This is a genomic window from Priestia sp. Y58 (assembly GCF_029522095.1).
Lineage (GTDB): Bacteria > Bacillota > Bacilli > Bacillales > Bacillaceae_H > Priestia > Priestia megaterium_E.
The window spans coordinates 273,539-299,067 of record NZ_JAKWFL010000002.1; the positions used below are offsets into that span (position 1 = coordinate 273,539).

The 25,529-nt window shown below is 38.7% G+C and carries 28 protein-coding genes and 3 other annotated features; of the genes, 7 read left to right on the top strand and 21 right to left on the bottom strand.

Annotated elements, in window-relative coordinates:
* Positions 1-25: 25 nt before the first annotated feature.
* Positions 26-262: a hypothetical protein gene (locus tag MMB68_RS07145; RefSeq protein WP_277548480.1), complete on the top strand. Its 237-nt coding sequence runs from the start codon at positions 26-28 to the stop codon at positions 260-262.
* Between the two features lie 31 nt (positions 263-293).
* Here MMB68_RS07145 and MMB68_RS07150 read toward each other — a convergent pair whose 3' ends face one another.
* Together MMB68_RS07150 and MMB68_RS07155 are read right to left on the bottom strand one after the other, a co-directional pair.
* Complete coding sequence (locus MMB68_RS07150; protein ID WP_277548481.1) at positions 294-1,355, bottom strand: copper resistance D family protein; 1,062 nt, start codon at positions 1,353-1,355, stop codon at positions 294-296.
* A 4-nt stretch (positions 1,356-1,359) separates the two neighbouring features.
* A complete protein-coding gene (locus tag MMB68_RS07155) occupies positions 1,360-1,920 on the bottom strand; it encodes a copper resistance CopC family protein (protein WP_277548482.1) in 561 nt (186 codons plus the stop codon).
* A gap of 284 nt (positions 1,921-2,204) precedes the next feature.
* Here MMB68_RS07155 and MMB68_RS07160 point away from each other — a divergent pair, with 284 nt between their 5' ends.
* Positions 2,205-2,474: a CPCC family cysteine-rich protein gene (locus MMB68_RS07160; protein ID WP_013057680.1), complete on the top strand. Its 270-nt coding sequence runs from the start codon at positions 2,205-2,207 to the stop codon at positions 2,472-2,474.
* 51 nt (positions 2,475-2,525) lie between these two features.
* Here MMB68_RS07160 and MMB68_RS07165 read toward each other — a convergent pair whose 3' ends face one another.
* The 3 genes from MMB68_RS07165 to MMB68_RS07175 form a co-directional block, all read right to left on the bottom strand.
* Positions 2,526-3,227, bottom strand: coding sequence for a poly-gamma-glutamate hydrolase family protein (locus tag MMB68_RS07165; protein WP_277548484.1), 702 nt, complete (start codon positions 3,225-3,227; stop codon positions 2,526-2,528).
* 554 nt (positions 3,228-3,781) lie between these two features.
* Positions 3,782-3,955, bottom strand: a complete 174-nt coding sequence (locus MMB68_RS07170) for a hypothetical protein (protein WP_013057683.1) — start codon at positions 3,953-3,955, stop codon at positions 3,782-3,784.
* Positions 3,956-4,048: 93 nt separating this feature from the next.
* Positions 4,049-4,330 carry a Fe-S cluster assembly protein HesB gene (locus MMB68_RS07175; RefSeq protein WP_277548485.1) on the bottom strand — a complete coding sequence of 94 codons (282 nt, stop codon included), beginning with the start codon at positions 4,328-4,330 and terminating at the stop codon, positions 4,049-4,051.
* Between the two features lie 192 nt (positions 4,331-4,522).
* On the opposite strand from MMB68_RS07175, the gene MMB68_RS07180 reads away from it, so the two are divergent.
* Positions 4,523-4,975: a Dps family protein gene (locus tag MMB68_RS07180; protein WP_221784760.1), complete on the top strand. Its 453-nt coding sequence runs from the start codon at positions 4,523-4,525 to the stop codon at positions 4,973-4,975.
* A 22-nt stretch (positions 4,976-4,997) separates the two neighbouring features.
* On the opposite strand, the gene MMB68_RS07185 is transcribed toward MMB68_RS07180, so the two are convergent.
* Positions 4,998-5,549 carry a hypothetical protein gene (locus MMB68_RS07185; protein ID WP_221784759.1) on the bottom strand — a complete coding sequence of 184 codons (552 nt, stop codon included), beginning with the start codon at positions 5,547-5,549 and terminating at the stop codon, positions 4,998-5,000.
* Between the two features lie 208 nt (positions 5,550-5,757).
* Between MMB68_RS07185 and MMB68_RS07190 the strand changes: the two genes are divergently transcribed.
* The 3 genes from MMB68_RS07190 to MMB68_RS07200 all read left to right on the top strand — a co-directional run bounded on the left by MMB68_RS07190 (position 5,758) and on the right by MMB68_RS07200 (position 8,460).
* Positions 5,758-6,390: a spore coat protein gene (locus MMB68_RS07190; protein WP_221784758.1), complete on the top strand. Its 633-nt coding sequence runs from the start codon at positions 5,758-5,760 to the stop codon at positions 6,388-6,390.
* 123 nt (positions 6,391-6,513) lie between these two features.
* Complete coding sequence (locus MMB68_RS07195; protein ID WP_221813402.1) at positions 6,514-6,705, top strand: hypothetical protein; 192 nt, start codon at positions 6,514-6,516, stop codon at positions 6,703-6,705.
* A 429-nt stretch (positions 6,706-7,134) separates the two neighbouring features.
* The gene (locus MMB68_RS07200) at positions 7,135-8,460 is read left to right on the top strand and encodes a hemolysin family protein (protein WP_153254422.1); all 1,326 of its coding nucleotides are present in this window, start codon (positions 7,135-7,137) and stop codon (positions 8,458-8,460) included.
* 29 nt (positions 8,461-8,489) lie between these two features.
* Here the strand turns inward: MMB68_RS07200 and MMB68_RS07205 are convergent, their stop codons facing one another.
* The 5 genes from MMB68_RS07205 to MMB68_RS07225 all read right to left on the bottom strand — a co-directional run bounded on the left by MMB68_RS07205 (position 8,490) and on the right by MMB68_RS07225 (position 13,402).
* Positions 8,490-9,443 carry a sporulation protein gene (locus tag MMB68_RS07205; protein WP_277548487.1) on the bottom strand — a complete coding sequence of 318 codons (954 nt, stop codon included), beginning with the start codon at positions 9,441-9,443 and terminating at the stop codon, positions 8,490-8,492.
* A gap of 123 nt (positions 9,444-9,566) precedes the next feature.
* Positions 9,567-9,962, bottom strand: a complete 396-nt coding sequence (locus MMB68_RS07210; RefSeq protein ID WP_277548489.1) for a hypothetical protein — start codon at positions 9,960-9,962, stop codon at positions 9,567-9,569.
* Between the two features lie 263 nt (positions 9,963-10,225).
* Positions 10,226-10,645 (bottom strand): CBS domain-containing protein, encoded by a 420-nt coding sequence (locus tag MMB68_RS07215; protein WP_013057690.1) that lies wholly within the window; start codon positions 10,643-10,645, stop codon positions 10,226-10,228.
* 340 nt (positions 10,646-10,985) lie between these two features.
* The gene (locus MMB68_RS07220; RefSeq protein ID WP_016764703.1) at positions 10,986-11,957 is read right to left on the bottom strand and encodes an extracellular catalytic domain type 1 short-chain-length polyhydroxyalkanoate depolymerase; all 972 of its coding nucleotides are present in this window, start codon (positions 11,955-11,957) and stop codon (positions 10,986-10,988) included.
* Positions 11,958-12,331: 374 nt separating this feature from the next.
* A complete protein-coding gene (locus MMB68_RS07225; protein WP_221812727.1) occupies positions 12,332-13,402 on the bottom strand; it encodes a glycosyltransferase in 1,071 nt (356 codons plus the stop codon).
* Positions 13,403-13,515: 113 nt separating this feature from the next.
* Here MMB68_RS07225 and MMB68_RS07230 point away from each other — a divergent pair, with 113 nt between their 5' ends.
* Positions 13,516-15,060, top strand: coding sequence for an FAD-dependent oxidoreductase (locus tag MMB68_RS07230; RefSeq protein ID WP_081085270.1), 1,545 nt, complete (start codon positions 13,516-13,518; stop codon positions 15,058-15,060).
* A gap of 42 nt (positions 15,061-15,102) precedes the next feature.
* On the opposite strand, the gene MMB68_RS07235 is transcribed toward MMB68_RS07230, so the two are convergent.
* From MMB68_RS07235 to MMB68_RS07280, 10 genes are all read right to left on the bottom strand, one after another.
* The gene (locus tag MMB68_RS07235; RefSeq protein WP_013057694.1) at positions 15,103-15,348 is read right to left on the bottom strand and encodes a hypothetical protein; all 246 of its coding nucleotides are present in this window, start codon (positions 15,346-15,348) and stop codon (positions 15,103-15,105) included.
* Between the two features lie 141 nt (positions 15,349-15,489).
* The gene (aroA, locus tag MMB68_RS07240; protein ID WP_221784356.1) at positions 15,490-16,761 is read right to left on the bottom strand and encodes a 3-phosphoshikimate 1-carboxyvinyltransferase; all 1,272 of its coding nucleotides are present in this window, start codon (positions 16,759-16,761) and stop codon (positions 15,490-15,492) included.
* Positions 16,762-16,776: 15 nt separating this feature from the next.
* On the bottom strand, positions 16,777-17,634 hold the full coding sequence (locus tag MMB68_RS07245) for a prephenate dehydrogenase (protein ID WP_050689831.1): 858 nt from the start codon (positions 17,632-17,634) through the stop codon (positions 16,777-16,779).
* A gap of 20 nt (positions 17,635-17,654) precedes the next feature.
* Positions 17,655-18,821: a chorismate synthase gene (gene aroC, locus MMB68_RS07250; protein ID WP_221784355.1), complete on the bottom strand. Its 1,167-nt coding sequence runs from the start codon at positions 18,819-18,821 to the stop codon at positions 17,655-17,657.
* 48 nt (positions 18,822-18,869) lie between these two features.
* Positions 18,870-19,070 (bottom strand) — a binding site (T-box leader).
* Between the two features lie 6 nt (positions 19,071-19,076).
* Positions 19,077-20,150: a bifunctional 3-deoxy-7-phosphoheptulonate synthase/chorismate mutase gene (locus MMB68_RS07255; protein ID WP_013057698.1), complete on the bottom strand. Its 1,074-nt coding sequence runs from the start codon at positions 20,148-20,150 to the stop codon at positions 19,077-19,079.
* A 127-nt stretch (positions 20,151-20,277) separates the two neighbouring features.
* Positions 20,278-20,484 (bottom strand) — a binding site (T-box leader).
* 70 nt (positions 20,485-20,554) lie between these two features.
* Positions 20,555-20,760, bottom strand: a binding site (T-box leader).
* A gap of 200 nt (positions 20,761-20,960) precedes the next feature.
* Positions 20,961-21,419, bottom strand: coding sequence for a GNAT family N-acetyltransferase (locus MMB68_RS07260; protein ID WP_221784354.1), 459 nt, complete (start codon positions 21,417-21,419; stop codon positions 20,961-20,963).
* 59 nt (positions 21,420-21,478) lie between these two features.
* Positions 21,479-22,009, bottom strand: coding sequence for a chromate transporter (locus tag MMB68_RS07265; protein WP_028409146.1), 531 nt, complete (start codon positions 22,007-22,009; stop codon positions 21,479-21,481).
* Positions 22,006-22,590 (bottom strand): chromate transporter, encoded by a 585-nt coding sequence (locus MMB68_RS07270; RefSeq protein ID WP_013057701.1) that lies wholly within the window; start codon positions 22,588-22,590, stop codon positions 22,006-22,008. Before MMB68_RS07270 ends, MMB68_RS07265 begins: the two co-directional genes overlap by 4 nt.
* A gap of 24 nt (positions 22,591-22,614) precedes the next feature.
* Complete coding sequence (gene ggt, locus MMB68_RS07275; protein ID WP_221812728.1) at positions 22,615-24,225, bottom strand: gamma-glutamyltransferase; 1,611 nt, start codon at positions 24,223-24,225, stop codon at positions 22,615-22,617.
* 43 nt (positions 24,226-24,268) lie between these two features.
* Positions 24,269-25,519 carry a pyridoxal-phosphate-dependent aminotransferase family protein gene (locus tag MMB68_RS07280; protein WP_221784352.1) on the bottom strand — a complete coding sequence of 417 codons (1,251 nt, stop codon included), beginning with the start codon at positions 25,517-25,519 and terminating at the stop codon, positions 24,269-24,271.
* Positions 25,520-25,529: the final 10 nt, after the last annotated feature.

Genomic DNA, 25,529 nt, shown 5'->3' on the forward strand with positions numbered 1-25,529 from the left:
TTACTAGATGAGAGGTTGAATAAGGATGTCTGTTTATATTAAATCTATTTCTATTGGAACAATTTCTGGCGGGATCGTTATTTTTGGAAACGCAGGAAATATATCGCCTCCAAGCGGCTCTACGTCCGGCTCTGGTTCTAGCTCTAGCTCTGGTTCTAGCTCTAGCTCTGGTTCTAGCTCTAGCTCTGGTTCTAATTCCCAAATGCCGATGTCTCCTTCTCCGGGAAAAGACCCGAGAAATAGTACAGCTTTTAATGGCTAATAAAAAAACAGTGAGATATTTCTCACTGTTTTTAGACTTGAATACTTGTCATCATCGCAATATAAAAAGCAAAAACAAACAAACCCGCACTTAATACGCTAAGCCATACTGTCTTTTTGTAAAAACAAATAAGTAAATACATAAAAAACAGCAGTGCGACAAATAAGAATAGGATTCCCACAATCGTTACGTGAAACGTTAGAGGGAGCGTCACTTGTTTCCCATAGATAAACGGAAGAATCGATGAATCCATTGCCATATGACTTGTATTAGTTGGCGGCGATTGCGTTACCATGATAGCTGTAAATAAAAAAATGATAAGCAAAATAATGCTTTCTGCTCGAATCCACATCACGGGCTTATATTCTGGATGTTTTATCGTTTTTTTCATAAGAAAGCCATTGATGACGGCAAATGCAAGCAGCGGAATAATCGTAATATGCTTTAGTAAAAGAGACTGCCCGTAATCTGTAGCCCATGAATTTACATAGTTGGACAGACCCATGATAATGACCATCGAAATGAACCCACTTAACGAAAGAAGCACAAAACAAGCGATTGCAAAAGGAGTAAACCAGCTTAAGAAACTTTTCCAATTGGAGGTTTCGTTTGAAAAAGCGGCAACAATCAGAACCACCCCTCCCCACAGTCCAACTGCTAAAATATGAAGAGAATGAGAAAGCATGCCGCTAAGCGCAGAAGCGGATGCTGCGTGACTTGCGTAGGCGATTCCTCCCACTAAGGCTACAGTCAGTAATGTATACATATGAGGGTGGCTCTCTATTGAAACAGCAACCATACATAAAATAGCAATCAGCACAACAAAGATCCAGGCGTGTCCCGTTCTTGTTTCCAATAATACAAGACGAACTGTTTCACCTAACCCTCTTATTTTTGAAAAAGATAAAATAATCTCAAGCGAATTTCCAACCGAAAAAATAGCGACAGCCGCTGCACTTGCAAGTAGCCATCGCTTTGATAATAAAATTGTTGGCTTTTTTGTAAGAGGTACATATTGCAGTACGGCAAATCCTAATAATAAGGAAAGACCTACGTATGTGAACCACTCAAAAACAGGCAACAAAATACTCATCTTTTTAAGCCTTTTTCTTTCTGAAGATTAAGAGTAATGCTCCAACCACCACTACAATAGCAATAATCATGATAACAAAAAACGATGAAGAATCATTGTTCTCTGTTTTTTCATCATTTGCTACTGCACTTTTTTGGTGCTGTTCGGATTGCGTGGCATCTTGCTTTTTTTCACTATCTTTTCCGGCTGCTTGAGTATTCTCTTCTTTCGCTTCATCTTTCACATCTACTTTAAAAGCAATCGAATCTTTCATTACATGACCATCTTCCCCTACAATTTCCCAGTCCACTGTGTAAGATCCGTTTTCAAGAGGCTGATCGAGAGAAGCTATTAAATCATGACCCTCTACTTTTTGCGATGCAAGTGAAATGTTTTGTCCATCCTTTGTAACGGTTACAGTACTGATTTTCTCGATATGTGTTTCAAAGGTTAATTTAATTTCTTTTAGAGGAGCTGTAACAATTGCACCATTTTCAGGCACGGTTGTTTGCACATGTGTATGAGCGAAACTAACTGTCGGAACAGCTAAAAAGCATGCTAAAAGTAAACCTATTATTTTTTTCATATTTATGACTCCCTATCTCTTTTTTCTTTTTTCATCATATCCAAAAATGTTTTTATGTAGACGTTTCCGAACACGATCTATTTTCCTAGTAAGTGTACTCCTTTTTTACTCAGTCTCACAATAACTATTACCAATTCGTTATAAAATGTTCACAAATCCTAGGAAAGATGCCACTGTAATTTTTTTGAATATGCTTTCAGGCTATCCTTGAATATAGTAAAATAGTTAAATAAGATGGCTGACTTTTTTCTAGCTTAAAATCCCATACAGAAAGGATAGAAACAATGAAAAAGTATACATGCCCTTGCTGTGGTTATCAATCGTTAGACAGTGATGGTGACTATGATATTTGTGAGATATGTTTTTGGGAAGACGATCCGTACCAAAAGCTGAATGCCAACGAATTAGGAGCCAACTCTATTTCTTTAATAGAAGCTCAGGAAAATTTTATAGTTTATGGAGCGTGTAATAAAGAAAGTTTACAGCACGTGAGAAAGCCTTCTGTTCAAGATGTAAAAGATTTTAACTGGAAACCTATTATAAGTCACGAATAGCAAAACTAGTTTATAAAAAAAGAATGCTTGCGAAAGCATTCTTTTTTTGATTCAGTAAGAAGTGGAAACGAATGTAGAAAGCACATTTGTAAACCTATAAAAAGTTTGAGTTTTAGAAGAAGCTCTTCCTTTTGAAGCGAATGAATGAAACATAGCACTTCGCAGCGGTTGGCTAATCTCTAATTGAATACTTTTCCCGGTACGATTTTTATTTGCAATATTTTTAGGGTTAATGCCTGCAATCTCATCGTGTCCTTTTGTAATCAGTTCCGCCGGAAATCCATTTTGATTTAATAATTGTGTTAATTTTTTTGCGCGCTCCCGGTCAGTCCCGCCCACAAAAATATGTTTTTCGTTCCCAGAATAACCGTGAAGAGATAAAACATTATCATACTTGCTTACCATTTTACGCGCTGTGGGCTCATCAAAATGAGTGCTTGTGAGGTGCAGGTCTCGTGACCCTTTCGACTTTAACGATTCGAATAGGTAAAGAGCATTTTGTTTGCTAAGCTCTTTGGCAATTTCGCTTGTCCCCCCTTCAATTCCTCCACCGTGTGGAGCAAAGATAAGGACAGAGCTTTTCGTTTCTTTAGTCGTCACTTTATAGCTAGCTGAAGACTCGTGCTGTGAGAGTTGCTTGAAATTTTGATATTTATCAGTTGATGCACTAGATGTGTCTTGAAAAGGTGAAATAAATAAAGCGAATAGACAGATACATAAGGTAGAGAAACTTACTAAACGATAACTTTTCAATTTGTACTCCTGCTTTCCATTGTGTAATAAGACCTAAAACATTAGAATGTAAAAAAATCCAAAAATAATATTATAGTAGTCTTATTTACTTATCGTTACAAATTATAGTTTATTAAATAGTTCTTAATACCTATTTATGTTATTTAAAAAAACTTCAGCGCATATTCACTGAAGTTTTTTTACTTTTTTTGTTTTTATTTATTTAAAGCAAGCGCCAAACTAATTTTATCCAGCCAAAGAAGGCGATCCATAAAGGTATGCTCAAAGATGTTCCCCACGCTAAACCAATTAAGAAGTTTCCTCTTTCAATCATACAAACCACTCCTTATGAACATTGTAGGTGAACAAGTACAATTCTATACCTTCACTATAACAGAAAGCGCTTTCATTTAATAGTAACTTACACGTTTTTAGTGCTATATTCATACAGAAAACCGGATTTTAAGTAGATAAAGGGCGATATATAAGAAAATGAATAATTACAAGATGTAAAAGTATAATACTCTACTTAAAAAAAAGAAACCTTCTTTGAAGGCTTCTTTTCTAGGTGTTTTTTATTGTTCGCCGCTGCGCTGCAAGCGATTCTCAATAAATAGGCGTTCAACAAATTTATTTAGCTGGGCTTGATACAAACGGCGCTCATCTAGCGTTTTTGCGTCTTGTATTTGCTGCTTAAAGCGTTTGATTTGCTGTCTTTGTTCAACCGTTACATGATGAGAAAGAAGCATAGGTCCCCCTCCATTTCACTAACGTTTGAATTAAGTAAACCAAGGTTTACCAAAACAAACAACAAACCTGTTAGCTTCTCTTACATAAATTTTTTACTCAGCCTCTTTAGCCCCAACTAATGCCAAACCTGGACCATACGGCGTTGTATGAACATCTAACATTAATTCATTTGTATAAGGCACAATAGAAGCTTCCATTGCTACTTGCACTCCGTCGACTTCATACATTTCATCATTTTCAAAAGGCTTTTCAAAAGCTAACCCAATATTAGGGATTTCACAGCTAATTCCTTTGAAATACAAGCGAATTCCTGTTATCTCCTGCTCTTCAAGTATATTGTTAATTAATTGTTTTGCTTCTGGTGTAATATGCATAACTAACCCTTCTTCCTTTCCATACTCTTGCTCTATCCTATCATATCTTTAAAGTTTTTAAAGAGAATAACTGCAATTTAAAAGCATTCTGATTATCATTTAATAATTATTATAAATAAGTATTGATTTTAATTTGATATTTGATATAATATAAACATAAGATAACAACAACTCATTAGGAGGCTATTAACTATGAATTTAGAAAACGTATTGAACCAACAAATTGCCGATTTTAACGTATTGTATACGAAGCTACATCGCTTTCACTGGTATGTAAAAGGGCCTCAATTTTTTACGCTTCATGAAAAATTTGAAGAATTCTATAATGAGACGGCGGACTATATAGATGAATATGCAGAACGATTACTAGCCATTGGAGGAAGCCCAATTGCTACAATGAAGCAATTTTTACAAGCAGCTACTCTTTCTGAAGATGGAAACGAGCAAACGAGTGAAGAAATGGTAGAAACCTTAATTAATGATTATATGCTACTTGTTAAAAACTTAAAAAATGCAGTTGAAAAAGCTGAAGCAGCAAACGATCACGTAACAGCTGACTTATTCATTGGAACAATCGGCAACATTGAAAAACATATTTGGATGCTAAAAGCTGCTTTACCTGTAAAAACATCCGTAAACGCATAAAAAGAGCCTAACAGGCTCTTTTTTACGTTTGTTGATTTACTTTTTTTTGTCTTTGCAGCCACATAAAAAAAGACATATCATCGTGAATGTCATCTTCTAGCACAGCTTTATAGACATGATCACTCGTATAATAGCGATTATATCCGCTTTGCTGTTTGAAAAATAAAATGCATTCCCGCTTCTTTTCAGTGAGAAGTGATTTTAATAACTCTTGTTTCTCAACTTTGTCCTTCACGATATTTTCTGGAAGCACGGAAATATCAAGCTTCCACTCTTCTCCCTTCTGAATCATATACACGCTCCACTGATGCTTATCTTTTTCATTAGCAAATATCATCTTATAAGGGTTAAAACGTTTTGTAAGCTGATACCCCATGTGAAAAATAGATTCTTCATCCATTTCATCATTTCCTACGTAAAAATTAAGGGTGCGATTTGTCATGACATTTAATGCAAAACTCTCCCCTGAGAGAGGACAACCATATTCTCTTAACAGATTCAATAAATGATTGGATACCACCAGTTGATGCGCTTCATGTTTTAATTCACTTGAGTATGACAGCAGCTCATTCATGTTTTTTGATTCCCCTATCTATAGATCGTGAATTGTTATTGATATTCGCTTTTTTTTTATAAAACCCTTTCACTTTTACTCTTTAATTAAATAACTAGTTGTAAATCAAGTTATGTAGAGCAACATTTTATGAATAAATCAAGTTTGAGTATAAAACCTGAAGAAGTTTAAAGACTATAGTCGATACCGATTTTAAGGAGGACTTAGTATGAATAATCACGAACTTCCTACAAACATGCAAACTGGAGCTATCCCCCCTCAATTGAACCATGGAGGGCATGAACTATTTGACGTTCATGAAACACTTGCCGGTTCGATTAATGTAATGGATCAGTTTATGATGTTTAGGCAATATGTAAAAGAACAAGAGCTGCTTGATATCATTGATCGGCAATATCAGTTTATTTTAAATGAATATAATTTAATCGTAGAAGCTTTTTCTACTGGTCAAAAGCCGGCCGGTTCTACACATGTGTATAACATGAAGCAGTCTAATGCCTTTGTTTATGGCTTAAAGCCTTCGCAGCCTAAAAAGCCGAATCAGTCCGTGGAGGAAATTAATGAAAAAGGCATATCAGGTCATATGCTAGGTCTAGTCAAGTCTCAAGCATCTCTTTTAACCATGACCGCTTTAGAAATAACAAATCCTGTTGTTCGCCGAATATTCGGAGACAGCGTTCCTAATTGGATTGAAATGGCTTATGAAATTTCTCTTTATCAAAATAAACACCATTATTATCAAGTACCGCAGCTTGCAAAAGAAGATATGCAGCAAATGATCACAAGTTTTGCAAAAGCCACTGCCTCTCCTCAGATGCCTAATAACCATAACCTGCATTAATTAAAAAGAGGCTGGGGCAAACGTATTTTAAGTAAAGGAAGATCCGAATGATTCACCGTTCGGATCTTTTCATTAGTATGGTGAATATAGGAGTATGGTGAATATAGGTTATGTTTAGAGCTGTTGATTGGAGGGAAAGGCGAAGACTCCTGCGGGAAAAGCGGAATAGATGAGACCCCACAGGAGCGCAAGCGACGAGGAGGCTCATCGGCCGCCCGCGGAAAGCAACAGCCTTTCACGGAAATCACCAGCAGTGTAACCAAACGACCCATACTAGATCATTTACTCGATTTATTCGTCTTTAGATTGTACTGATTTTGTTATATCTCAATCTCGCTTTGTGTGTATATTTCAGAAAATGACAAAAAACTATGCATTTTGAATTATTTTCTGAATATTTGTAGTATTTTGATTAATTATGTATTATAATAAATTTAACCAATAGAAAGGAGTGAGAGATGCATCATATATATTCGGATTACAGTTAAAGGAGGTGTCATAACAAGCTCACAATACGTTTGCTAAAAGTCAGTTGAACTGTAGAACCGATATGTGATAGACCATGATGGTAAAGTTAAGGTTAATTCCCCTAAATGAACATGTAACATAATAAACTGCTTCTTATTCTTTTCAAAGATAGAAGCAGTTTTTTTATGTGCGTTTTTCTTTTCCGGATTTAATACATGTTTTCTCCACTTTGGCTAACACTTAAGATATACATTTACGTACAAGGTGGTGACTTTAATGATCGCCGTAAAATTACTATTAGTCGCAGTTTTAATTGCATTGACTGCTTTTTTTGTAGCGACAGAATTCGCTATTGTAAAAGTAAGAAGTTCAAAAATCAATCAGCTTCTAGAAGAAGGAAATAAAAAAGCCGTCTCTGCCAAACATGTTATTACGCATCTAGATGAATATCTATCCGCTTGTCAGCTTGGTATCACCATCACGGCTCTCGGGCTTGGTTGGCTTGGTGAACCGACGCTAGATCGGCTGCTTCACCCTCTTTTTATTACCTTCCATACAAATGAGCCGCTTGCTGGTATTTTATCTTTTGTTATCGCATTTGTTGTTATTACTTTTTTACATGTTGTCCTGGGAGAATTAGCTCCTAAAACGTTTGCTATTCAAATGGCTGAACAAATTACGCTGAACTTTGCAAAACCGATTATCGTGTTTTACAAACTTATGTATCCGTTCATTAAAATATTAAATGGATCAGCTCGTATGTTGACTAAGATTTTTGGCATAACGATGATTTCAGAAAATGAAGCTGCTCATAGTGAAGAAGAGCTGCGCATTTTGTTATCTGAGAGCTTCGAAGGCGGTGAAATCAATCAATCCGAATATCGATATATGAGCAAAATTTTTGATTTTGACGACCGTTTAGCTAAAGAAGTAATGGTCCCTCGTACGGAAATTGTGAGTGCTTCCAAAGACGACGTCGTAGAGGTTTTTTTGCAAATCGCAAATGTCGAAAAATATACGCGCTATCCAATTGTTGAAGATGGGGATAAAGATAAAGTAATCGGTCTCGTTAATATTAAAGAAATTTATAATGATATTGTATTCAACGAAAAAGACGGCACCAATACGTTAGAGTCATACGTCAAGCCTATTTTTAAAGTAATTGAAACCGTACCCATTCATGACTTGCTTGTAAAGATGCAAAAAGAACGTATTCAAATGGCTATTCTTTTTGATGAGTATGGCGGAACCGCTGGGCTTGTTACAGTAGAAGATATTATTGAAGAAATTGTGGGAGAAATTCGAGATGAGTTTGATACGGACGAAATTCCTTATGTACAAAAAATTAAAGACGACCATTATATTCTTGACGGAAAAATGCTCATTAGCCAAGTAAATGATTTACTCGGTACGGATATTAGCGACGAAGAAGTAGATACCATTGCCGGGTGGGTGTTAACCGAAAAGTTTGATGTGACCAAAAATGATATCATTCAGCATGAGCAATTTTACTTTAAAGTTCTGATTATAGAGGATTTTCACATTAAGTATATAGAAGTAAAAAAAAGAAAGAAGAAAGAAAAAAAGGATGATCATCATTAATCATCCTTTTTATTTATTCAAAATCCCTTTTACCAATCGTCTCCTCCATCAAAAAAATCTCCATCCAACAGATCCTCCCCGGCTTCTTCAATATCTTCTCCAATTTCACCAAGAGCCGAGTCTTCAAACATATCATCCATCAAATTCTCAATGAGCAGCCCGCCTAACATACCGGCTGCAAAGCCTCCCATTGCTCCTCCTAAACCGCTCATACGTGGGTGGTGTGAATGCTGATCATAGTGAGAAGGCTTATAATACTCATAGTCTCGAGGATTTTCCATCATCTCTTCCATCGCTTCTTCCAGCAAGCGAGCGATAGTGGATGGATGGCTTAGTTCATCATTTGTAAAAAAGAGTTCGTTTTTTATTTCCCTCTCTCGGCCGAAAGAAGGCAAATCTAGCTCCAATAACGCGCGAATACCTTCTCGTTCAATAGCTACCTCAAACTCAACCTCATTTACATACCCCTTTAAGAAGTCTGTAGGAAAAAATGCAAATTCTTGTTTGTATCCGTTAAATTTTCCTGAATGATGTTTTTCTCTAAACCCAAGCGCTTCAAAGCCTTCTACTAGCTGATATAAGCTTTTTGGAGCTTTAATGCGCACAGGGTCCCGGTCTGTTGAGTCTACTCCCCCTTCAATATCTAAGTGTGTCTTAAAGAAATAGCTGACGTTGCTCGCAGAGATTGGAAGCTCCAAAGGTAAATGATATGTAAATGGAATTTCTTTTTTCTCGCCTTCATTAATTGTAAATGAAGAAGCTGCGCGCAGGCTTTCCACACGATGTGTATGCATTTGACCGCTTTTCATTTGAACTTCAAGCCAAAATTCAACATCAATTAAATTAATATGTTGCTGAACGTTTCCACCTTGGATGATAATAGCTCCTTCAATTACATGACCGAGCGTATAGGCCGTTTCATTTAGTCGTAAATCTACTTTGGCAGCTCCAACTCCAATTTTAGCAAACATTTTTTTAAACATTTTTTTTCCTCCTCCAAAATGCTCTTACTATATATACGAAGTATACCGTTTATAAGTTTCAACTTACAAAAAAAGAACTCAATTTCTTGAGTTCTTTCTGCTAAATCAACGCTTCATTTTAATTCAATTATTTATTAAATTAAAACACCCAGCCCCAACAGCAGCGACGTCTTTTACAACCGCTGTGATTACCGCCATGACAACCACCGTGACCTCCGCCATAGTTACCGCCGTGACCTCCGCCGTGGTTGCCGCCATGACAACCGCCGTGATTACCGCCATGACTGCCGCCGTGACCTCCGCCGTGGTTGCCGCCATGACAACCGCCGTGATTACCGCCATGACTGCCGCCGTGACCTCCGCCATGGTTGCCACCATGATCTCCGCCATGGTTACCGTCGTGACCTCCGCCATGGTTGCCACCATGATGGCATTTTTTATGTCCAGAACGATGATCATCATCATGTTTAGGACAATGATCGTTATGCTTATAATCGTTATGACAGCATTTTCCTTCATGGCTACTTCTTGGATCATAGCCAGAAGTTTTGTAATAATACTGATTAGAACACCAGCAACAGTTCTTTTTGTTGTTGTAACTCACATAAACCATCCTTATCTATAAATAAGATTTATATAGGCAATTTTATACCTATATATAAATAGATTATGTAAACTAGTACAAGGAAGTGCATTGCTGTGGGCCATGACCTAAGCCTGTTTTTAGGAGTATGTACGGGGGAGATAAGACAAGAAAAAAAGCCATCTAGAGATGGCTTTTTTTATATTTGATTTTTCACTTTACTTGCGCTTTCTGCATAAAACTCGAGAATTTCTCTTCTTCTCACAATTCCAATAAATACACCTTGATCATCCGTTACAGGAACAAAATTTTGGTCAATTGCTTTTGAAAGGATGTTTTGAACTTCATCATATATAGCAACTGGGTTATAATCTTGATAGCGGTCAATCTCTGTTAATTTAATATTTTCCGTATCTTGAAAGCGATAGTCTCCTAGGCTTTTTAACTTCCAAAGAAGATCTCCTTCAGTAAGAACGCCCACATATTTACCATCATCGTCAACTAGCGGAACTGTAGAATAGCGATGATACTCCATTTTTTCAAGAGCCTGTCTTAATGTGGATTGAATATTTAGTGTTACAACATCACTTTTTGGTACTAAGAAAAATGCAATATTCATTTTTTAATCTCCTTTTCCTTACCCGCTCATCTTACAATTTCTATTTATTTTTTCAGTTTTCGGCTTATTTTAATGTTTTAATCATACAAAATGCAGCTCGCAGTTATCTTACATTTACAACTATAAGCTGTCAATCCTAAGCTATGTAATTTTGACTTCTTATTTTCTTTATTACAGTACCCGTTTTCTAAATAATCAAATCCTAATTTTTAGAAAAACACGTCTAGTTAAAATAATGGTTCCTGCAGCTGCTTCTTTATACTAATAAGGGCCGGAAGAGCTACTTTCAGCTCTTCTTCTCTGCGATAAGAACGCAACTGAACCTCATTATATGCTCTGTTTATACTTTTTGACTCATGAAAAAGTCCCACATGATTCGACTAGCGTTGGGGCCTTTAGGGTCTGTATAGCTGCCCGCTGAGTTCCCTCCTGACCATGCATGCCCCATTCCATTGATAATATATTTATCAATAGCCAATTCTCCCTTGCTGCTTTCGTAGCGATATGTTGTATAATCCCGTCCAAAGAGAATTTTTTCTTCTCTCGTTTTAACCGGGCTATCTTGAATCCATCCATCTATTCTTCCGTTATAAGCAAGATTATTCGTTGTAATCCACTGGTGAACCACTTGATCTGCATTGGCTACATTTACCGTAGAATCAGCGTTACCATGAAATACAATGAGCGGCAGTGGCTTTGCCCGTTTTCCCATTTGCTGATAAGCAATTCTTCCTTGTTTAACGGGGGAAGGGCCTTTACTGGCCATGACAGAATACGCATTAAATACGTTAAGAGCCGCCTGATATTCGATACCTGCTGACACACCTATTCCAGCAAACAGTTCTGGATACGTTACCCCCATAACGATGCTCATTGCTCCTCCTGCTGACAGACCGGCAATAAACACTTTATTTTTCTGAATAAAGTGCATGTTTTGGACTTTTTTTACAATCCCTGCAATAATAGCTGGCTCGCCAAACCCTCTAATTTGATGAAGAGGTTCAAACCAGTTCCAGCATTTATTCATATTTGAGTTAGAAGACTGCTGTGGATATACGACAATAAATTCTTTTTCGTCGGCGAGCTCGTTCATTTGCGTGCCTATTGCAAAATCATCTGCATTTTGTGTACACCCATGCAGCATAACCATTAGTGGGTAAGATTTTAAAATATGATAGGATTTAGGTAAATAGACCTTGAATTTTTTCCCTTTATGAGTATATGTTTTAAATGATTCAGATGACGCTTCTTGTTGTTCACTTGAAGACACAAGCGTTGACGTATTTATAACATTAGGTAGTGAACCCAACATGGTACCCCTCCTCTTTTTGTCAACGTTTTCATTTTTCTTCCCAATTACGTCCTGTATTACAATACTACATATTATTTCGTTTTTTTGCACGTTCTACATACTCTGAGAGTACAACTTGTTTTGGTTTTAAGCCGTTTTTATCTTCTTAAAATTTGGGATTTTTTTGCTATATATATACTTTATTACTATATATGAAAATTGTCACTATAATCATGAAAAAAGGACAAACATGCCGTTTGCCCTTTTATTTGGACCTTGATATTTAAATACCTTTTGCCGAATTAAGCCTCTATACTTTTATTATATGATGCTCCCTATCATTTATATGAATTTATTGCTCTTCATGTTTAAAACTGGAATCTTTTTTGTAGCAGTTAAAGTTTGAGGACATTCTCAAAATATATTTTATTTGCTAAAATCCGTTCATCGTTTGGACGAAATTTACGTGCTGCCTCGTTATGTTCATACCCTTCTTTTTGTTCACCAATTTTATCGTAGCAAACGGCAAGCTGCAGATGTGGAAGCCATGTTGAAAAAGAGGAATCTTGAAGAGCGAATGTTTTCATTCCGTTTTCATCTAATGCAGCTTTGTACCAATAAATAGCTCCATGAAAATTTTGTTTATTCATCAGTAAAAAGCCCAAACGGCAGCATGTCTCGGGCTTAGGAACTCCATAACTAAGGGCGTGTAGCACCCACTGCAGCTCCTGATCTTCTAATCCGAAATGATGGTAGCAGTCAGCAAGCTTATGACAAGCCTGAATATTATCTTCTACCCACCCTTTCCCTGTTTTTATAAATTTTGTATAATACTCAATTGCCTTTTCAAAGCGATGGTGATCAACCAGCTCATTAGCAAAATAAAATAAGTCTCTTGGAGTAAAAATGTGACCTTGAGCCTCCATAGTCTCATATATTCGAATATTGCGTTCCTGATCATGGCTAAGAGGTAGATGAGATACAGAAATGTTACTGTCATATAAATGCCCCCCTACTTCTAGATATTCATGCACGAAGCCAAACCATTTAAAGCCTCGTTCCCTTTTTACAAGGCGGTATCTACGCAGACTAGAAGTAACATGCTGATTTTCGTCAAAGGCCAGATTATACTGCATAGATACAGCATCTACACTTGAGTCTAACGTTTGTTTAAGATTTAAAAGCAGCTCTTGATCAGATTCCAGCAGGACATCATCTGCATCTAACCATAAAATATATTCTTTTGTTGCTTGTTGAAAAGCAAAGTTTCGCGCTGCAGAAAAATCATCAATCCAAGTAAAATTGAACACACGATCGGTAAATTGAGTAACTATTTCTTTTGTACGGTCAGTTGAGCCTGTATCTACGATATTGATTTCGTCCACAATACCTTTTACGGATTCGAGGCATCTTCTTATAACTCCTTCTTCGTTTTTAACAATTATACAAAGGCTAATCGTAATCATTCTTTTCCCTCCTTTTGCTTAAGTAGATGCTATTAGAGTAGATTCCTTTATTTTGCATACATTTTTTAGAAAACTATGGCAAAAATAAGACTTATCATATGGAGGTGAATAAATTGGCAAATATCCCAAAGGATACTGAGCCCTACTGGCGCGATCATTTAAAGTTTCCGACATACCCATCTCTTTCAGAAAATCGAAAAGTTGATGTTGTAGTAGTAGGAGGCGGTATTAGCGGTATTACAACAGCTTATTTATTACAAAAAGAAGGACTGAACGTGGCGTTAATTGAAGCTGATAATATTTTAAATGGTACAACCGGCCACACAACAGCAAAGATTACAGCTCAGCATGACGTTATCTACGATGAGCTGCTTTCACACATTGGCGAAGAAAAAACGCTGCTGTATTATAAAGCAAACGAACAAGCTCTGCAGTTTATGAAAAACTTAATTCAAACGGAAAACATTGACTGTGATTTTTCAGTACAAGATGCTTACTTATACGGAGAAACGCTGGAGTTTGATCATCGAGTTCGTAAAGAATTTCGAGCCTATCAGCGATTACATATTCCATGTGAATTTGCAACAGAGCTTCCTTTTAATTTTGATATTAGGGCAGCAGCTATTATGAAAGATCAAGCTCAGTTTCATCCGTTAAAATACTTGCTTCATTTAGTAAAAAAATTCACAGAAAGCGGCGGATTGATTTTTGAAAACACCGTAGCAACGGATGTAGAAGAAAGCACGTCGCCTACCGTCGTCACAAGAGACGGACATCGAATTTCTTGCAAATATGTAGTGGCGTGTTCACACTTTCCATTTTATGATGGAGCGGGCTTTTACTATACGCGCATGTATGCCAAACGTTCGTATGTGTTAGCAGCAAAAGTTGAACAAGCTTACCCTGGAGGCATGTATTTAAGTGCTGATCAGCCTACTCATTCGCTGCGTTCAACAAAAGTTGACGGAGAAGAACTCATCTTAATTGGCGGAGAAGGCCACAAAGCTGGACAAGGAATTAATACTATGTTCCACTATGAGTCCCTTCAGAGGTTCGCCGAAGAAAATTTTACTGTTCAACATTTTCGTTATAAATGGTCTGCACAAGATTTATTTACGCTTGATAAAATTCCATATATCGGTCCCATTAAAGAAAGCAAGCCAAATATCTTTATTGCTACCGGATTTAAAAAATGGGGCATGACTCATAGCACCATTGCAGCACATATTATTCGAGATGCAATAACCGGAAAAGACAACCCATATGCAGAGTTGTATAATCCATCTCGTTTTTATGCGGATCCTAGCCTTAAGCATTTCTTTCGTCAAAATCTTGATGTGGCTGAACACTTTATTACCGGTAAGTTTTCAATGCCTGAAAAAGGACTGGATCAGCTCCAAAATGATGAAGGGTCGGTCGTATATGTAAACAGCAAACGTACGGGGGCTTATAAAGATCCTCAAGGGAAGCTTCACTGCGTTGATACTACATGCACGCACTTAGGATGTGAAGTGAATTGGAACGCTGGTGACCGGACGTGGGACTGCCCTTGTCACGGTTCTCGTTTTTCTTACGACGGTTCTGTGGTAGAAGGCCCTGCTAAAAAGCCGCTTACACCAGTGGATGTCAATTCAAGCGATAAAAAAAGCACGCCATAGGGCATGCTTTTTTTATCATTATCAATGGATTCACATTTGAGTTTACTCTTTACATCCTTCTTTTCTAAAGTATCGATTATACACCAAAACCATTGCATAAATGACTAAAAAAGAAAACGTAAAGATAATTAACCTTCCAGATTCAGGGACATGATCAAGATAGTCTGTTTCAAAAAACATAACAAACATCAAAAATGGCAATAGAAATAAAAACCAAATAAAATCTCGATCCATAAACATTTTTATAAAAAATAAAATGGCCCCGATGTAGACAATCATCAAAAACATAATCATTCACCAAATTCTATTTAATACTAGAGGTGTTGTAATGATTATATCGGATTTCTCCGGCGAAATATAGAGTCATTGGTTTTAATTTTATAAATTCCTTACAACTTTCAAACTGCTATTTTAACATAATAAGGGAATTTACTGCTGTAAAGACTCTAAGTGAGCAAAGAACTGCGGGTAAGAGACGGATACCGCGTCACGATTTTCAATAATTGTTTCCCCTTCCGCAATACAAGAGGCAACAGCGAGCATCATACCGATACGGTGATCTCCGTGGCTGTTTACATTTGCTCCGTGAAGTTTTGTGCCTCCGTGAATAATCATTCCATCTTCCGTGGCCTCAATATTAGCGCCCATTTTTGTTAACTCATTCACTACCGTATCAATACGGTTTGTTTCTTTGACTTTTAACTCTGCAGCATCTTTAATAACCGTGATTCCTTCTGCTTGCGTGGCAGCTAGTGCAATAATCGGAATTTCGTCGATTAAACGTGGAATTAAATCGCCGCCTACTTCTGTGCCTTTTAAATGAGAAGCTTCTACAACTAAATCTGCATAGGGTTCCGCTGTTTCTTTTGTTTCTTTGACTGTCTCTATCGAAGCACCCATATTTAAAAGCACATCTAAAATACCCGTTCGAGTCGGGTTCATCCCCACTTTTTGAATTTCAATACGGCTGTTTGCAATAATAGCCCCCGCTACTAAAAAGAATGCAGCTGACGAAATATCACCAGGCACTTCTACATGCGTTCCTTTTAACGTTTGACCGCCTTCAATTGAAACCGTTAAGCTTTCTTCTTCGACTTTAACACCAAATGCCTCTAGCATACGTTCTGTATGATCACGTGATTTCGCCGGTTCCGTTACAGAAGTTGTTCCTTCCGCCTGCAGTCCAGCAAGTAAAATAGCTGATTTTACTTGTGCGCTCGCAACGGGAGATGTATAGTGTATACCTTTTGCTTTCCCACCTCGTATAACAAGCGGTGTAAAATTAGCGTCTTTTCGGCCATCTAAATGAATATTCATATCACGAAGCGGACCGGTCACACGCTTCATAGGGCGTTTGGCAATAGATTCGTCTCCAATCAATGTTGAATGAAAGGGTGTATTTGCTAAAATCCCCATCATGAGGCGAATTGTTGTGCCTGAATTTCCAACATCTAAAATATCGGAGGGCTCTTTCAGCGCTTGTATACCTTTTCCTTTTACCACGACGCTTTGTTCATCAATCATTTGAATATCTACACCTAGTTTTTGAAAGCAGGAAATGGTGCTAAGGCAATCATCTCCTGGCAAAAATCCGTTAATCGTTGTTGTTCCTTCTGCAATCGAACCAAACATAACGGAACGGTGAGAAATAGATTTATCTCCTGGAATTTGAATCGTTCCTCGTAAAGCTTTTACTGTCACAATATCTCTCTCCTTTTATGCGTGAAGCGAATCACGAAATTCTTTGGCATCTGAAAAGTAATCAAATAATTCGTGACCGTCACCTTTTTCTACTAATAGTTTTACTTGTTCCATTTCTTTCATCCAGTCATCAAGCAATGTTAAAAGCATAGAACGGTTTTGTTTTAGTATATCTCTCCACATATGAGGATTGCTTGAAGCAATTCTCGTAATATCTCGAAAACCGCCTGCTGCCATTTCCGTGACAAGATGATTCTGTGCTGAATATCCTTTTACTTGTCTTACAAGACTGGTCGCAATCACATGAGGTAAATGACTGACAACTCCAGTGATTTGGTCATGAGTAGCTGCATCAAGCGGTACAAATTGTGCACCTGTAGGCTCTAGCAAATGCATAAGCGCATCTATTTTTTCTTTTTTCTCATTTTCAAACGGCGTTAAAATATAGCGCGCCGAACAAAATAAATCCGCTCGTGCATTGACTGCACCGCTCGTATGAGAACCAGCCATCGGATGCCCCCCAATAAATGAAATACGTTTCTTATTCAGCGCTTGGGCTGCTTTCATAATTTCACCTTTGGTACTTCCGACATCCGTTACGATAACCGTTTCTTTAAGCTTCCAAGTAGAAAGGTCGTGTATCCATGCTGTCGTGTACTCTACTGGAGTAGCAAGCACGATATAATCTGCTTGAGCTGCTTCTGTTTTTATATCTTCAGCTACATAATCAACGATACCTAGCTGGTTGGCTACTTGTACTTCATTTGTATTGATATCAGCTCCAACGACTGTGACGTGACGATGCTTCTTCATAGCTAGCGCTAATGATCCTCCAATAAGGCCGACGCCAATAAGTAATACACGTGTTTTCACCTTTCATTCTCCTCTATTCATTAAAATTGCTTTGCGTATTCTTCATGTTTTTTTACGTTTTCTTGAATTAACTGAATTCGATCTGCCCCAAATTGATCGATAATAGCAGATGCTAGTTCCCAAGCAATCACTGATTCTGCTACAACCGCTGCCGCCGGTACTGCACAGCTGTCTGAGCGTTCAATACTTGCAGCAAATGGCTCTTTTGTATCAATATCTACACTTTGCAGCGGCTTGTATAAGGTAGGAATAGGTTTCATGACACCTCGCACAACAATCGGCATCCCAGTTGTCATGCCTCCTTCTAAACCTCCAGCATTGTTCGTTTTACGCGTATAGCCGTTTTGTTCATCCCATAGAATTTCATCATGGACTTCACTTCCCGGTCTGCGAGCTGCTTCAAATCCTACGCCGATTTCAACGCCTTTAAACGCGTTAATGCTCATAATAGCAGCAGCTAGCTTTGAGTCTAACTTACGATCATAGTGCACGTAACTTCCCACTGCAGTAGGCATTCCTTCTACTACTACTTCCACTACGCCACCAATGCTGTCTCCATTTTCTTTTGCATCATCGATTGCTTTCATCATTTTCTGTCCCGCTTCTTCATCTAAGCAGCGAACAGGTGATGCTTCTGTTTTTTCCTGAAGTTCTGTCAGTGAATCATATGCCGTTTTTTCAGCTTTCACACCGCCGATTTCAAGTACGTGACATGCAATATTTACGCCTACAGCTTTTAGTACTTGTTTGGCAACTGCGCCTGTGGCTACTCGTACCGTCGTTTCACGAGCAGATGAACGTTCCAATACGTTTCGCATATCTCTGTGACCGTATTTAATCGCTCCATTTAAATCCGCATGACCTGGACGAGGTTTTGTAATTTGTCGCTTTACTTCTTCATCATGATCAACTGGATCAGCACCCATAATATTTCTCCAGTGAGTAAAATCTTTGTTTTCAACGACTAAAGCAATGGGTGAACCAAGCGTCTCACCGTGGCGAACCCCGCCTTTAATCTGAACTTGATCTTTTTCAATCTGCATGCGGCGTCCGCGCCCATGTCCCTTTTGTCTTCTTGCTAAATCTTCATTAATCTGTTCGGCTGTTAATTCAAGCCCTGCCGGTACTCCTTCAATAATCGCTGTTAATTGAGGTCCGTGCGATTCTCCTGCTGTTAAATATCTCATATTATCGATTCCTTTCTGTTATAAAAAATAAAAAACTCGCCCCTACGTCATAGGGACGAGTTTTTCTCGCGATACCACCCTAGTTGCAAACATTGCTTGCCACCTCGAATTGTTAACGATCCGCTGACCGCTCTGTAAAAGAGTACTCAAAGAGTGTAATTCGCTCACATTTGTGTACTGACTTCCACCAACCGTCAGCTCTCTGAGACAGGGAAATGTTTGCTACTAGTTTCTCATCACTGTATCACTATGAAATTAAGATAATTTTACTGCTGCACCTTTTAATTCTTCCATGAATTTGTGGAATTCAGGAATGTTCATTTGCTGTGCTGAATCTGATAGTGCTACTGCTGGGTCTGGATGAACTTCTGCCATTACAGCATCTGCGCCGATAGCAATCGCTGCTTTTGCACATGGTAATAGTAAGTCTTTGCGTCCTGTTGAATGTGTTACGTCTACTACAACTGGTAAATGTGTTTCTTTTTTCAAGATTGGAACAGCTGAGATATCTAATGTGTTGCGTGTTGCACGCTCGTATGTGCGGATACCGCGTTCACAAAGAATAATGTTTCCATTTCCACGAGACATAATGTATTCAGCAGCGTTAATGAATTCTTCAATTGTTGCTGCCAATCCACGTTTTAAAAGAATTGGTTTGTCTACAGAACCTGCAGCTTTTAATAGCTCGAAGTTTTGCATGTTACGTGCACCAATTTGAATCACATCTACGTAGTCTAGAGCCGTTTCAATATCTTGAGGAGAAACAATTTCACTAATAATTGATAGGCCTAGCTCATCGCCTACTTGACGTAAGATTTTTAACCCTTCCACTCCAAGACCTTGGAAATCGTAAGGTGATGTACGTGGTTTGAACGCTCCGCCGCGCATTAACGTAATGCCTTGTTCTTTAAGCGCTAAGCCCACTTCTTTTACTTGTTCGTAGCTTTCTACTGCACATGGTCCCATTACAAATTCTAAGTTTCCAGGTCCTACTTTTGTACCGTTGATGTCAACGATTGTATCTTCTGATTTCTTTTTACGAGATACAAGAAGTGCTTTGCGGTGATCGTCTTCTTGAAGCTCTAAGCTTGCTTTGAAAATTTCTTTGAAAATATGCTGAATTGTTGAAGCTTCGAATGGTCCATTATGGTTAGCTAAGATTTGATCTAACGATTTACGTTCACGAACTGGATCAAAGCGATTCACACCTTGTGTACCTTTTACTTTTCCGATTTCTTGTGCGATTTCACCGCGTTTATTTAATAATTCTAAAATTTCTAAATTTATTTCGTCGATTTGTCCTCGTAATTGTTCTAGTGATTTTGTCATTTTAAAAATCCTCCTTTGATTTTATTAACCTTGAACGGATCTTCTCGTTTAGTTTGTATTGAAAAATCCGTTTTACACCTACACAGCCGCTTATGCGGATATACAAAAAGTCCCTACTGATTGTATCAGTAGGGACGAATTGATCGCGGTACCACCCTAATTGCAAGCATTGCTTGCCTCTTCATTAAGATAACGGCTATTGCCGCTTTTGACTATCGCCAAAAGAAAGCTCCAAGAATGTAATTCGCAATCTCTTTTGTACTGATTCGCACCAACCATCAGCTCTCTGAATACAGGGAAGATTTTGCTACTATGCTCTTTTCATCGCTTGTAATGGATATAAAATTATAATGGGCCGAAATACAAAAAGTCCCTACTCACCCTTAAGATTTTTCTTAAGAGTCAGTAGGGACGAAAATTCGCGGTACCACCCTAGTTGCAAGCATTTTGCTTGCCTCTTGATTAAAATAACGGCCAGGCCGTCTTTTCCTGCTCGGAAAAGATGCTCAAGGAATGTACTTCGAAAAAATTTGTGTTCTGACTCGCAGCAACCGTCAGCTCTCTGTTACAGGGAAATTTTTTCTACTAGTGCTCCTATCAACGCTCAGTATTGACTATGTATGTGTACTTGGATAATCAGTTCCGATCGTTTGAAACTGTTTGTCGCTTCCAAGTTGTGTGTAATGTTGTGTGATGTTGATTTGTATTATGAATGGTTTTTTTATCTTCGTCAACACTTTTTATTAATTTTTTTTATTTTTTAAAAACCATAGCTCCTTCAAACCCATCTCTATCAAGAGTTTTGCTACTCTAATTTTTTTCAAACTTGTATTCCATTTCAGATTCATATTCAATAAATCCATGTTTTTGATACAAGCTTTTTCCAGCGGAAGAAGCATTTAACCATATTCGATTTACACCATTTTTTTGGCAGTACTGCATCAAATGTTTTAAAATAGCTGAAGAATAGCCGTGCTTTCGGTGATCAAAAGCTGTATACATATTCATAACATATGCTTCTTTTCCTTGGAGGTTACTCGGTGAAGGCGGACGTATAAAAAAGACGATGCTTCCTGCTGATACAATTTCTCCATCCGCTTTTAAAATAGCCGTATAGCTATGTGGATTATTTATATTTGCAGTAAAATATTCTTCTGTAGCTTTTTGAAACAGCTCCTCGTTCCCGTTTAATTCTCCCAGTTCTTTCATGAGCAACATTCGCAGTTTAACCAAATCCTGAACGTTTTCTAGCGCTGCTTTTTCAACCATGGCTTCCCCTCTTTTCGTCTCTTTTACACAAAAAAACTCTCATTATTTGAGAGCTTCATTTAAGCAAGAAAAACAGCTCCGTATACGAGTGCTCCGACAATAACGAACGCTGGATGCACACGCAATTTTTCCAGTAATAGAAAGCTGGCTGCTACTAAAAATAAAGTTTGCCATATCCCTGAATCACCGTATGAATTCATAAAAAATTCATATGCCATCAAGCCCAGTAAAATGGCGATAACGGGACGAATGTAGTTCGTCATTTTCTTAACATTTGGCGAATCTTTATACTTAAATAATATTCGGAGTAAAATAACTAAAAGTAAAACCGACGGAGCAATCGTTGCAAAAAGAGCAATCACCGAGCCTAAAATCCCTGCCTGCTGATATCCGATAAACCCCGCCATTTTTGTTGCAATCGGACCAGGAAGCGCATTTCCAATTGCCAGCATTTCACTAAACTCTTTGACTGTAAGCCAATGATAGTGATCCACGACTTCTTTTTGAATAAGCGGAATCGACGCAGGTCCGCCTCCATAGCCTAAAATATTTGAAACAAAAAACGCCATAAATAGCTGAATATAAATCATACTGATTCCCTCTTCTGCTTGTGTTCAGCACTTTCGCCTTTTTTTCCTTTTCGTTTTAGCGGAATCCAAGCTGCCGCCATAAGAACAATAATAATGACCGCTGGATGGATATGGGCAAATTCCATTAATCCTAAGCTAATGATCAGTAAGATAATAGCTGGCGTCCATCCTAAACCAGACGTTGATTTTTTAAAAAAGTCCCACGTCATAACCGCGAGCATAACTCCCACTACAGGAACAACTGCTTTGGTCATGCCCATAACCCACGGCTGATCTTTAAATTGCGTTAAAGTTGTTAACAGCAATACCATTAAAAAAACGGTTGGAATAACGGCTGCAAATAAAGCTGTCCCGAGACCCAAAATACCGCCGACTCGATAGCCGATGTATCCAGCCAGCTTTGTAGCAATAGGCCCAGGCAGCGTATTGGCGATTGCTAATAAATCGCCAAATTCATCGTCATCCATCCACTTGTACGTATCGACCACTTCTTTTTTCACGAGTGGAATAGCTGAAGGTCCGCCTCCGTAGCCGAGCATACCTGAGCGAAAAAACGCTATAAAAATATCCAATTGTCGCATTTCTCGCGCTCCTTTCTCTGTGATCTAATAAGCAACGACCGCTCCGTCTGTTCGCGCTTCTGTGCCGCCGTATAATACACCGGTTTGTTCATCTCTTAAAATAATCTGTCCTCTTCCAAACGTATGTCTGCTCGTAGCCACATGAATATCATGCCCTTTGCGTTCTAATGCTTCTACAATATGTGAAGGCAGTTCTTTTTCCACAAGAACCTTTTTATGTTCAATCCACTGCCATCTTGGTGCATCTAAAGCTGCCTGAGGATTTAGATGGAAATCGATCATATTCATGACGACTTGCACATGTCCTTGAGGCTGCATGAATTTGCCCATTACACCGAATGGACCTACAGCGCTTTTATTCTTTGTTAAAAATCCAGGAATAATAGTATGGTAGGTTCGTTTTCCAGGCTCTAATCGGTTATGGTGCTGTGGGTCTAACGAAAAATTATGCCCACGGTTTTGCAGGCATATGCCCGTATTAGGTACGACAAGTCCTGAGCCAAAATCCATGTAATTACTTTGAATGAATGATACCATGTTTCCTTCTCCATCAGCTGTCGCTAAATAGATCGTGCCGCTATGAGACGGCTGTCCGGCTTCGGGAACAAGCGCTTTTTCGCCAATCAGCCCTCTGCGCTTGTTTGCATAAGAATCATTCAACAAATCTTCAACTGCTACTGTCATTTTATCAGCATCTGTAATGAATTTTTGTCCATCTGCAAACGCTAGCTTCATGGCTTCAATTTGCTTGTGATATGTATCGACAGAATCTTTGGCATCGAAAGAAAAGCCTTTTAGCGTATTTAAAGCTAAAAGTGCAATAAGGCCTTGGCCGTTTGGCGGAATTTCCCACACATCATATCCTCGGTAAGAAGTTGAAATTGGCTTCACCCACTCTGCTCTAAAAGCTGCTAAATCTTCTTTTGTTAAAAATCCGCCGTATTTTTTCGAAAAAGCTGCTATTTTATCAGCTAAATCCCCTCTGTAAAAAGATTCCCCATTCGTTTCGGCAATTTCAAGCAGCGTAGCAGCATGGTCCGGTGATCGCCACACTTCCCCTACTTTAGGAGCTGATCCATTGTTGGTAAACGTCTCAAACCAGTGCTTATATTCGTCACCTTTTAACGCATGTGTAAATCGTTCAAACGCTCGTTCCCAATTGTACCCTAAAATCGGGGAGATTGGGAACCCTTCTTGTGCATACGAAATAGCAGGCTGCAGCACTTCTTTTAACGACAGTCGCCCAAAGCGGTTTGACAGTTCCGCCCACGCGCTGGGGGCACCTGGGACCGTAACAGGAACAAAACCGCGAGCCGGCATCTCTTTTATCCCCATGGCACGCAGAGCCTCAATAGAGATAGAAGCAGGAGCAGGACCGCTCGCGTTGAGTCCGTATAGCTCTTCATTGATCCACACAAGAGCGAATGCGTCTCCGCCAATTCCATTTGACGTAGGTTCTACAACCGTTAAACAAGCCGCGGAGGCAATAGCAGCATCTACCGCATTGCCTCCTTTTTTCAACATTTCAAGACCCGCCTGAGCAGCAAGAGGCTGACTAGTTGCTACCATTCCGTTTTTTCCAAACGTACACGTACGCTGCGATGCATAGGGGTGTGTAAAAAAGTATTCGCTCATAGAAAATCTCCTCTTTTCTTTATATGATGAATAAAACGAATCTTTACAGACTAGACAACGCTACCTCTTCCTCGTAAACTTCTAAAGCTGCTTGCAAAGCAGCACCTGCATTCACGCTTGCGCCGTTTCGAATAAGCACTGCTTCAAGACCAGCCAATGTAAAGAGAACGTTGTCTTTTCGACAGCTGTATCCCATTGTACCGATACGCCATATTTTTCCGTGCATCGGCCCAAAAGAACTTGCAATTTCAATTCCAAATTGTTCAAGAAGCGTAGAACGAACTGCCTCTCCGTCAATACCTGGGGGAATTAAAACACAAGTAACGGTTGGAACTTTTGAATGCTCATCTCCGAATAACGATAATCCCATTGCTTTAATACCGGCTACAAGTGCTTTTTCATGGAGGCGATGCCTTGCAAACCTTTCCCCTAATCCTTCTTCTAAAATAACGCGCAGCCCTTCTCTTAAAGCATAGAGCATCGACGTTGCTTCTGTGTGATGATTTAATCTGCGCTCACTCCAATAGTCTTGAAGCTGACTCAAATCAAAATAGTTGCTGATAATATTCGGACGCAGACGAACAGTTTGAGCATCTGCTTTTGTCGCAATTCCTTTTTCAACTTTTTTACGTTCCATAATAATTTTTTCTATACGATCATTGTACGTAATAGGTGCCATGCCGGACGGAACAGATAAACACTTTTGTGTACCTGCAATCAATGCGTCAATGTTCCACTCATCTACTTTTACATCCGTACCGCCAATAGTGGCTACTGCGTCGACGATAAATAAAACATCTTGGTTGCGACATGCAGCACCAATTTCTTTAAGAGGCTGCATTCTTCCTGTAGACGTTTCACCATGAACCATTGCAACAATTTTCGGATTTACTTTTTTTATTTCACGGATAACTGTTTCAGGGTCAAATACTTCTCCCCATTCGCATTCAATATTGTGTACATCAGCTCCGTAGCGCTCGGCAATTTCCGTTAATAAATAGCCGAAGCGGCCGAAAATCGGGACGAACACTTTATCGCCAGGCTCAACTACACTTGCAAGAACTGCCTCAATCCCAGCTCTAGACGTTCCATCAACGGGAAAAGCCCATTTGTTTTTGGTTTGAAATAGTTCACGAAGCATTTCCATGGTTTCGTTCATAATGTGCGTAAATGCGGGGTCAAACTGACCTAAAATAGGTGTTCCTAATGCTCTTAATACGCGGGGATCTGCTTCTACGGGTCCGGGTGTCATAATCGTACGCGGCGGTGTATGAAGCTGTTTTGTTATAGTCATGTCAAATTCC